This is a genomic window from Arthrobacter sp. AFG20 (assembly GCF_002892795.1).
Classification (GTDB): Bacteria; Actinomycetota; Actinomycetes; order Actinomycetales; family Micrococcaceae; genus Arthrobacter.
This window is the reverse complement of the sequence record NZ_PJMC01000017.1, coordinates 32,029-41,828: the sequence shown is the minus strand read 5'-3', so window position 1 is coordinate 41,828 and position 9,800 is coordinate 32,029. Positions and strand designations below refer to the sequence as shown.

General features: G+C 67.6%; 8 protein-coding genes. 1 reads left to right on the top strand and 7 read right to left on the bottom strand.

Annotation, left to right across the window (positions count from 1 at the left end):
* Nucleotides 1-164: 164 nt before the first annotated feature.
* The 6 genes from CXZ05_RS17870 to CXZ05_RS17845 form a co-directional block, all read right to left on the bottom strand.
* The gene (locus tag CXZ05_RS17870) at nucleotides 165-623 is read right to left on the bottom strand and encodes a DUF779 domain-containing protein (protein ID WP_102973866.1); all 459 of its coding nucleotides are present in this window, start codon (nucleotides 621-623) and stop codon (nucleotides 165-167) included.
* A complete protein-coding gene (gene adhP, locus CXZ05_RS17865; RefSeq protein WP_180987446.1) occupies nucleotides 623-1,645 on the bottom strand; it encodes an alcohol dehydrogenase AdhP in 1,023 nt (340 codons plus the stop codon). The genes CXZ05_RS17870 and adhP overlap by 1 nt, the downstream gene beginning before the upstream one ends.
* 206 nt (nucleotides 1,646-1,851) lie before the next feature.
* Nucleotides 1,852-3,375 (bottom strand): aldehyde dehydrogenase family protein, encoded by a 1,524-nt coding sequence (locus CXZ05_RS17860; protein WP_102973865.1) that lies wholly within the window; start codon nucleotides 3,373-3,375, stop codon nucleotides 1,852-1,854.
* Nucleotides 3,376-3,516: 141 nt separating this feature from the next.
* Complete coding sequence (locus CXZ05_RS17855; RefSeq protein WP_102973864.1) at nucleotides 3,517-4,893, bottom strand: GAF domain-containing protein; 1,377 nt, start codon at nucleotides 4,891-4,893, stop codon at nucleotides 3,517-3,519.
* Nucleotides 4,894-5,100: 207 nt separating this feature from the next.
* A complete protein-coding gene (locus CXZ05_RS17850) occupies nucleotides 5,101-6,534 on the bottom strand; it encodes an FAD-dependent oxidoreductase (protein ID WP_102973863.1) in 1,434 nt (477 codons plus the stop codon).
* Nucleotides 6,535-6,710: 176 nt separating this feature from the next.
* The gene (locus CXZ05_RS17845; protein WP_102973862.1) at nucleotides 6,711-7,709 is read right to left on the bottom strand and encodes a DNA topoisomerase IB; all 999 of its coding nucleotides are present in this window, start codon (nucleotides 7,707-7,709) and stop codon (nucleotides 6,711-6,713) included.
* 115 nt (nucleotides 7,710-7,824) lie between these two features.
* Here CXZ05_RS17845 and rarD point away from each other — a divergent pair, with 115 nt between their 5' ends.
* The gene (rarD, locus tag CXZ05_RS17840; protein ID WP_180987445.1) at nucleotides 7,825-8,922 is read left to right on the top strand and encodes an EamA family transporter RarD; all 1,098 of its coding nucleotides are present in this window, start codon (nucleotides 7,825-7,827) and stop codon (nucleotides 8,920-8,922) included.
* Here rarD and CXZ05_RS17835 read toward each other — a convergent pair.
* On the bottom strand, nucleotides 8,895-9,761 hold the full coding sequence (locus CXZ05_RS17835) for a universal stress protein (protein ID WP_102973860.1): 867 nt from the start codon (nucleotides 9,759-9,761) through the stop codon (nucleotides 8,895-8,897). The two genes, rarD and CXZ05_RS17835, sit on opposite strands and share 28 nt — an antisense overlap.
* Between the last annotated feature and the right edge of the window lie 39 nt (nucleotides 9,762-9,800).

Here is a 9,800-nt window from a genome sequence, read left to right as displayed (position 1 = left end):
GTGGCGGGCCCGTGAAAACCTTGGGGGTGTGGCTGGTCGGCCCGCTGAGCCACCCAAATTGGGGGTTCTCAATCGCGGTTTAAATGTGCAACGCCCGGACGAAGGCCCTTATTTGGGCCCCCGTCCGGGCGTAACATTTTGGAGTTTTGCTGGGCAAAGCCTGCCTACACGGGCCAGTCCATGAGGGTGGAGCGGATCAGGAAGCGTTTGCCTTCCGGCGCCTCGACGGAAAACCCGCTCCCCCGGCCCTGCACCACATCCACCGTCAGGTGGGTGTGGCTCCAGTAGCCGAACTGTTCCCGGGACATCCAGAACTCCAGCGGCTGCCCGCCGTCGTCAATGCCCCGGAACCCGCCGTGGTCAGCGGAACCGGACCGGCCGCCGTCGTCCGCGGAGAGGTCAAACCGCCCCAGCAGCACGTCCGAATCCCCTGTGAGGAACTCCCCGGCCGGGTAGCACATGGGCGCCGAGCCGTCGCAGCAGCCGCCCGACTGGTGGAACATCAGCGGGCCGTGCTGCGCCCAGAGCTTCCGCAGCAGCCCCACCGCCTCGGCGGTGAGCGCCACCCGGGAGAAGTCCTCCCCGGGCAGCGTCACAGCGGCGTCCAGTCTGGTGTGGGGCATCAGTACCTCAGCACCACACGGCCGTCGATCTTGGCGTGCTTCATCTCGTCGAAGACAGCGTTGACTTCCGAGAGTTCCCGAGTGGACACGGTGGGATGGATCTTGCCCTGAGCGTAGAAGTCCAGCGCTTCTTCCAGGTCCTGCCTCGTTCCCACGATGGAGCCGCGGACGGTCAGGCCCTTGAGCACGATCTCGAAGATCGGTGCCGGAAAGTCACCCGGCGGCAGGCCGTTGAACACGATCGTGCCACCGCGGCGTGCCATGCCGATGGCCTGCCCGAAGGCCGACGGGTGCACTGCCGTGACCAGGACTCCGTGGCAGCCTCCGGTTTTCTGCTGGATGACTTCCGCGGGATCCTCGTGGAGCGCATTGACGGTGAGTTCGGCGCCGTGCTTCCTGGCAAGGGCGAGTTTGTCGTCTGCGATGTCGACGGCGGCGACGCGCAGGCCCATGGCCACGGCGTACTGGACGGCGATGTGCCCCAGGCCGCCGATGCCGGAGATGGTGACCCACTCCCCTGGCTTGGCCTCGGTCATTTTCAGTCCCTTGTACACGGTGACGCCGGCGCAGAGCACCGGGGCGACCTCCACGGGGTCCGAACCGGCGGGAATCCGGGCGGCGAACCGGCTGTTTACCAGCATGTACTCGCCGAAGGAGCCGTCCACGCTGTAGCCGGCGTTCTGCTGGGTCTCACACAGCGTTTCCCAGCCGGTGCGGCAGTACTGGCAGTCGCCGCAGGCGGACCAGAGCCAGGCGTTGCCCACCAGATCACCGACGGCGAGGTCTGTGACGCCCTCGCCGAGGGCCACCACCTCGCCCACGCCTTCGTGTCCGGGCACGAAGGGCGGCGACGGCTTGACCGGCCAATCCCCTTCAGCGGCATGTAGGTCGGTGTGGCAGACACCGCTGGTGATCACCTTGACCAGGGCCTGTCCGCGGCCCGGGGTGGGAACGGGAATGTCCAGGATCTGGAGCTCTTCGGCGAATTCGGATACTACGGCTGCTTGCATTGTCGTCGTCATTGGCGAAATCCTTGCGTCGTTGAAGCGATGTTTCGGGTGGTGCGGGACAGGTGGTGCTGCCTTCCTGAGGGGTGGCCAGGGGGTGGTTCTTCCGCCGCGGTGCGGGCGGGAAGCATGGTGCGGGCGGGGACGGATGGAGCTGATCCGTCCCCGCCCGGGAGGGCCGGCCGGCAGTGATGGGGATGGTGCCGGCCGGCACAAGCGGCTTAGAAGAAGCCGAGCTTGTTTTCGCTGTAACTGACCAGGAGGTTCTTGGTCTGCTGGTAGTGGTCCAGCATCATGGCGTGGTTCTCGCGTCCGATGCCGGAGGACTTGTAGCCGCCGAACGCGGCGCCGGCCGGGTAGGCGTGGTAGTTGTTGACCCAGACACGGCCAGCCTGGATCTCGCGGCCCGCGCGGTACGCGACGTTGCCGTTGCGGGACCAGACGCCGGCGCCCAGGCCGTAGAGGGTGTCGTTGGCGATGCCCATGGCGTCGTTGTAGTCGCTGAAGCGGGTCACGGACACCACCGGGCCGAAGATCTCCTCCTGGAAGATTCGCATCCGGTTGTGGCCCTCGAAGATCGTCGGCTGGACGTAGTAGCCGCCAGCCAGGTCCCCGGACAGTTCGGCGCGGGCGCCGCCGGTGAGCGCCTTGGCACCCTCCTGCTTCCCGATGTCGATGTAGGAGAGGATCTTCTCCAGCTGGTCGTTGGAGGCCTGCGCGCCGATCTGGGTTTCGGTGTCCAGCGGGTTGCCCTGGATGATCTTCTCGGTCCGTGCCAGGGCGTCGGCCATGAAGGAGTCGTAGATGTCCTCCTGGACCAGGGCGCGGGACGGGCACGTGCAGACTTCGCCCTGGTTGAAGGCGAACAATGCAAAGCCTTCCAGGGCCTTGTCGTAGAACGCATCGTTGGACTCGGCGACGTCGTTGAAGAAGATGTTCGGGCTCTTGCCGCCGAGTTCCAGCGTCACGGGGATCAGGTTGTTGGAGGCATACTGGCTGATCAGGCGTCCGGTAGTTGTCTCGCCCGTAAAGGCGATCTTGCGGATCCGCGGGCTGGAGGCCAGCGGCTTCCCCGCCTCGACGCCGAAGCCGTTGACCACGTTGACCACGCCGGCCGGCAGCAGGTCGCCGATCAGTTCCATCAGCACCAAGATGGACGTCGGCGTCTGTTCCGCGGGCTTAAGGACGACGGCGTTGCCCGCCGCGAGCGCCGGGGCCAGCTTCCAGACGGCCATCAGGATGGGGAAGTTCCACGGGATGATCTGGCCGACGACGCCGAGCGGCTCGTGGAAGTGGTAGGCCGTGGTGTCGTCGTCGAGCTGCGACAGCCGGCCTTCCTGGGCCCGGACTGCGGCGGCGAAGTAGCGGAAGTGGTCGGCGGCCAGCGGGATGTCCGCGTTGAGGGTCTCGCGGATCGGCTTGCCGTTGTCCCAGGTCTCGGCGACGGCGAGCAGTTCGACGTTCTCGTCGATGCGGTCGGCGATCTTGTTCAGGATCGCCGCGCGCTCTGCAACGGAGGTCTTGCCCCAGGAAGGGGCCACCTTATGCGCGGCGTCGAGTGCCAGTTCGATGTCCTCGGCGGTGCCGCGGGCCACCTCGCAGAAGGGTTTGCCGGTGACGGGCGTGATGTTCTCGAAGTACTGGCCCTTCACGGGTGCAACCCATTCGCCGCCGATCCAGTTCTCGTAGCGGTCCTGGAACGTGACCTTCGAACCTTCGGTGCCGGGCTGTGCGTAAACGGTCATTGCTAGCTCCTTTGCTGTGCAACACGGTGGCGATATGTCATGTGATCGCCGATGCATTGAGCCTAGGAGCGGGCAGGTTGCAGCAAGGTTGCAGCCCTGTGAGCCATGTCACCGCCGCGAAGTACGACGGCGGGGCAACCCTTAGGCGCTCAGTTCGGCTTCCAGCCGCTCCAGATCGGCGACGACGGCGGCCCACTTGGGCGAGCGCGGCGGCAGGAGCTTCAGGGCGGCACGGCGGACGTCGACGTCGTCCGCCGCCTCCGGCAGTTCCGCGTACTTGAGCAGCGACTCCGCGCTGCCGTCCGTCAGGACGGCCTCCCGCAGCAGCGCGGACACGCGGTTCCGGAGCTCGACGACGCCGGGCGCCTCCGAGCGGGGCAGGACGGCGCCGCGGTAGATGTCGAGGGCGATCCGGTGGGCGCCGCGCTGCAGGCAGGTGAGCACCTGGCTGCTGTCCGGCAGGAGATCCAGCGCCAGCCTGTAGGGCCGCGATTCCGGCACTGCGGAGGGGTCTAGCTGCAGCAGGACCTTCCGAAGGCGCACCATCTCGGCCCGCAGGGTGATCGTGGACCCGTCCCCCGGGTACAAAAGAACGCTCAGTTCCTCGGCGCTGAGCCCGTCCGGGCGGGTGCTGAGCAGGGCCAGGATCTCGCTGTGCCGGGCGGACAGCACCACGCTGCGGCCCTCGATGCTGAGCAGTGCCTGGTCTCGGCCCAGCAGCTGCAGGCTGTTGCGGTACAGGCTGCCTTCCCGCGCAGGACCGCCGGCTGCCCCGGAACCCGGGTGCCGCCGTCGTGCTTTAACTCGCTCCTGGGCGGCCGCGAGCTGCAGGCGTTCCACGCGCAACTGGGCCTGGGCTGCCGCCACGGTGGCCTCCACGAGGGAGAGCGTGTGCGGCGCCACGGCGTCCTCGGTGCCAGTGATGTCCACGACCCCCAGCAGTGCGCCGGAATCGGGGTCCTGGAACGGGACCGCCGTGCAGCTCCAGGGGTGGACGGACCGTTTGTAGTGCTCGGCCCCGGATATTTGGATGCCGCGGCCCAGGGCGAGCGCCGTTCCGGGGGCGCTGGTCCCGACAGTGGCCTCCGACCAGTCGGCGCCGGGAACGAACATCATGCCCTCGGCCCGGCGGCGCGCGCCGGGATCGCCTTCCACCCAGAGGAGGCGGCCCACTTCGTCGCCGACGGCAACCAGCAGGCCGCTGTCATGGCTGGGCCGGATGAGGAGCTTCTGGATGACGGGCATGATGGCGGCCAAGGGGTGTTGGCGGCGGTATTCGTCAAGCTCGTCCCCGGCAATGGCCAGCGGGGCTTCGGGGTGATCGGGGTTGGCCCGCAGCTTCGCGGACCGCTGCCAGGACTCGCGGATCAGGCGGCGCAGCCCGGGGATTTCTTCGGCATCGGGGAACGCTTCGCCCTGCGCGTGGCTGTCCAGGAGTTCATGGCCGGCCAGGGCGCGGCGCTGCAAAAGCACTGAATCATCGGTTCCGGGTGCCGCTGGCTGGATCAGGTTCTTCATCGAACTCCCACTCGCCCAAACGCTTGCCCGCGACAGTCTAGTCCACCCGCCGGGCCGAGCAGTAGGCCCCTCCAGGTTCGAGTTTTTGTCCACATATTGGGACTTGAAACGTGCCAAACGGGCAATATCTGCACAAAAACTCGTCACCGACATCGGCCGGGAGGAGCCGCTTGCGGCGGGCGGGTGCTTGGCGCGGAACCGGTGCCGTCAGGCGCGGGAGATCTTGATCATCTCCTCGCGCGGCACCACCTTGATGCGTTCGCGCACCACACCGTCGGACGCGGCGGATTCCGTCCACGATGCGCCGAGGGCGGCCTCGTGGGCGTTCAGCCTGTTCCAGCCCTCCCACGTGGTGTACTCGATGCCGCGTTCCTCGAGCAGGTCGATGATCGCCTGCGGGTCGGGGTTCTGGGCGGGCGGCAGGGTGAACCGGTCCTCGAGGAGGAAGCCGATGGTTTCCAGGGCGTCGCCCTTCGTGTGCCCGATAAGGCCGACCGGTCCGCGCTTGATCCAGCCGGTGGTGTAGATGCCGGGGACGGGGTTTCCGTCGGCGTCGAGGACGCGGCCGCCTTCGTTGGGGATGACCCCGCGCTTGGCGTCGTATTCGAGTTCGTCCAGCGCGGAGCCGTGGTAGCCGATGGCACGGTAGACGGCCTGCACCGGGTAGTCGATGAACTCCCCCGTGCCCTTGACGTTGCCGGTGCCGTCAAGCTGCATGCGCTCGAACTTGATGCCGGCCACCTTGCCGGACCCGCCGTCGTCGTAAATCTCAACCGGGCTGTGCAGGAAGTGCAGGTGCAGGCGGCGCGACGACGGCTGTTCAGCCTCCGCGTGCTCCTCGACCAGCCAGTTGGTCATGGTGTTCACCATCGTCTTGGTCTGGTTGTTGCTCCGGATCGCGTCGTCGGAGGCCTCGTCGAATTCGAAGTCCTCCGGGTAGAGCACGATGTCGACGTCGCGGGCGTGGCTGAGTTCACGCAGCTCCAGCGGGGTGAACTTGACCTGGGCGGGGCCACGGCGGCCGAAGACGTGGACGTCGGTGACCGGTGAGTTCTTCAGGCCCTGGTAGACGTTGTCCGGGATCTCGGTGACGAGCAGTTCGTCGGCGTGCTTCACCAGCATCCGGGCCACGTCCAGGGCCACGTTGCCGTTGCCAATGACCGCGATTTCCTTGGCGTCCAGCGGCCAGTTCCGCGGAACGTCCGGGTGGCCGTCGTACCAGGACACGAAGTCGGCGGCTCCGAAGGAGCCCGCGAGGTCGATGCCGGGGATGTCCATGTCCGCGTCCTTGATGGCGCCGGTAGAGAAGATGACGGCGTCGTAGAAGGCGCGGAAGTCGTGCAGAGTGAGGTCCCGGCCGTAGGTGACGTTGCCCAGGAACCGGATGTCTCCGCGGTCCAGGACTTTGTGCAGGGCGTTGACGATGCCCTTGATGCGCGGGTGGTCCGGGGCCACACCGTAGCGGATCAGGCCGTACGGTGCCGGGTAGGCCTCGAAGAGGTCGATGCTGACCTCGAAGTCGCCGTCCTTGACCTCGTTGGACTTGGTCAGGATGTCCGCGGCGTAGACGCCTGCGGGTCCGGCGCCGACGATCGCGACGCGGAGCGGGCGCTTCGCCGTGGATTCAGCTGTGTTGGACACCGTAAGCCCTTCCGGAACGGGAGACCGCGCCCCACCGGCGCGCAGTTTTCAATTCTAATTGTCCGCCCGGCGGGCGCCCCACCCGTGACGGCGCACGGCGGTGCGTGACGCCTGGCTTCCCCAGTTACACGCCCCACACCGGGGCAACCCGGCCTGCGTCAGCCGGCCCCGCCGCGTCAGCCGCTCTTGCGAAGGGCAACCACGTCGCCCTCGCGGTACAGCAGTGCCCGCAGCTCCGACTCCGCCGAGTCCAGGCGCTTGGGGTCTATGGTCTCCCCGGCTGCGAAGTGGTCCAGCAGGCGGGGGTCCACGTAGCTCTTGCGGGCGATCGACGGCGTGTTGCCCAGCACCGCTGCCGCCTCCATCATGGCGACGCTGATGGCGCGTTTCCGCTTCCCCTCGGTTTTCTGCGGGCCGCTCCGGGCCAGGCTGACGGCGGCGGCGACGGTGCCGCGCAGGGTGCGGAAGTCCTTTGCGGTGAAGTCGTCGCCAGTGCGTTCCTTGACGTAGCCGTTGATGTCCGCGCTGGTCACCGGGTGCCACGTCCGGCCGTTCTTGTAGGCCAGCAGCCGCGCGTTGCCGCCGCGCCGCTTGAGGGCCCGGGCCAGAGGCGCCAGGTCAGGGTCATCGATGCGGGACTCCCAGGTTTTACCGCTCTTGGCCGGGAAACTGAGGTGCAGGCATTCCTTCCGGACACGAACGTGGGCGCAGAGCAGGGTGGCGAGCCCGTGACTGCCGTTTTCATTCGTGTACCGCTCTGACCCCACCCGCAGGGAGCCGCTGTCCAGCAGCCTGAAGGCCGCAGCCAAAACCCGCTCGCGGGTGAAGCCATCGGACCTCAGATCGATGGTGACCAGCCGGCGGGCGGTAGGCAGCGACTCGGCGAGCTGGAGCGCGCGGTCAAATTTCAGGCGGTCCTTCCGTTCGCGCCACTCCGGATGGTAGATGTACTGCCGGCGGCCCACGGCATCCAGCCCCGTGGCCTGGATATGCCCGTTCTCGAAGGGCGCTATCCACACGTCCGTCCAGGCGGGCGGAATGCCGATGCTTTCCAGCCGGTCGCGGACCGGACCGGGCGGCAGCGTGGAGCCGTCCAGGTCCCTGTAACTGAACCCGGCGCCGGCCCGCACCCTCCGGTAACCGTGGCCGGAGGCGTTGCTGTGGCGGAGCCTCATGGGGCCGGCGCCCTGCGGAGAGTCGTACTCATAATGGCAAGCCTACTGACTATTTCGTTTCCGCAGGCAGCTTTTGGCTCGGGTTAGACGGAATACCGCTCCTTAAGATGGTGTTATGGGTTCTGTGCCTAATCCCGACGGATCCGTCTCCTCCGCTGTTCCGACTGCCCCAACAGCTGGCCCCGCGCACTTGGGCGTGACCGGCTCCGGCAAGCGCGGGGCACCCGGTTTGCCTGGTGCACCGAGTGTGCCTGACGCGCCGAAGGCGGTGGACAAGGAGACGACGGCGGGAATCCTGTTCGGCATCGGCGCTTACGGCCTGTGGGGGCTGCTTCCGCTGTACTTCTTCGTTCTGCAGCCCGCCGGTGCCGTGGAAATCGTGGCCAACCGGGTGGTCTGGTCCCTGATCTTCTGCGCCCTCCTGATCACGGTAACCAGGGCGTGGCGTGTTCTGGGCGCTGCCCTGCGGAACCGCGCCGTCCTCGGAACCTTGGCGCTTGCCGCCGGCCTCATCGCGGTCAACTGGCTGACGTACACCTACGGCGTCACCACCGGGCAGGCGGTCGAGGCCTCACTTGGCTACTTCATCAACCCGCTCGTGTCCGTCCTCCTCGGCGTGTTCGTCCTCAAGGAGACGCTCCGGCCGCTGCAGTGGGCCGCCGTCGGAATCGGTTTCGTCGCCGTCGGGGTGCTGACCGTGTCCTACGGGAAACTGCCGTGGATCGCCCTGACCCTGGCCGTCAGCTTCGGCCTGTACGGCTTCGTGAAGAAGCGGGTGGGGCCGCGCGCCGACGCCATCACCAGCCTCACCGTGGAAACCATCGTCCTCGCTCCCCTGGCCGCGGCCACCATGATTTTCCTCGCGGCAAGCGGCACTGCCTCGCTGACCACCCACGGAAGCGGGCACTTCTGGCTGCTTCTGGCATCCGGCGTCATCACTGCCGTGCCGCTGGTGTTCTTCGGCGCCTCCGCCCGCCGGCTGCCCATGACCACGATCGGGCTGCTGCAGTACTTCGCACCGGTGCTGCAGTTCATCGTTGCCCTGGTGGTGTTCCGGGAAGCCATGACACTGGACCGGTGGATCGGTTTCGGCGTCGTGTGGCTCGCCCTGCTGGTGCTCACCGTGGACATGCTGGCTGCGACGCGGAAGAGCTCAGCGGCCAAGCGGCTCGCCCGCAGGGAAGCTCAGGGGGCCGAGTCCTCGCGGTCGTAGTCGCGCGGCACAACCACCATGGGAACCGGCAGGGCCCGCAGCACCTTGTTGGCCGTGCTGCCCAGGAACATGCGGTTCTTCTCGGCCAGGCGCGAGGAGCCCACGATGAGGATCTCGCCGTCGTCCCATTCGAGTCCGTCGATGGCTTCCTCGATGGTGCGGCCATGGGCCACGGCGACGCCGACTTCGTGACCGGCGGGCACCTTCCCCGATGCGGCCGTCAGGATGGTGTTGGCGTGGATGTGCGCGGCATTGATGGCCTCGCCCGCGTCACCGGCGGCGTCGAGCTCCACCAGCGACGTCAGCCGTAGCGGCACGCCCCGTCTCTTTGCTGCCCTGATGGCGGTCTCGATTGCCGCCTCGGCCCCGGCACGCTGCCCCACGGCCAGCGTCAGGCGGGTGACGGGCGCCGTCCGCTGGTAGCCGCGCGGCGCAAGTGCCACCGGAACCGGCGAGGCATGCAGGAGTGCGTTGGCCACGGACCCCACGGTGTAGCGCTTGAACAGGCCGGCGCTGGCGGCGCCCACGGCGATGAGTCCCGCCCCGAACTCCACCGCCGCATCGATGAGCCCCCCGGCGAAGGAATCGGCTTCCCGCACATGGAATTTCGCGGGCAGCCCCTGCGGAACGAGGGCCAGGCCCTCCCGTTCCGCCGTCAGCACCTGCTGCTCCGCGGCGCTGACCCGGCTGCCCTCCGGGTTTAGGGCCACGTACGGCGTGCCCGGCTTCACCACATAGACCAGATCCAGTTCGGCGCCCTGGGCAAGAGCCAGTGATGTGGCCAGGGCGACGGCGTCCGCCCCCCGCTCAGTGGGTGTGTAACCGACTACGTATCGCATGCTGGACCCCTCTTTGGGTAGTGCGGACCGGCGCCCGGA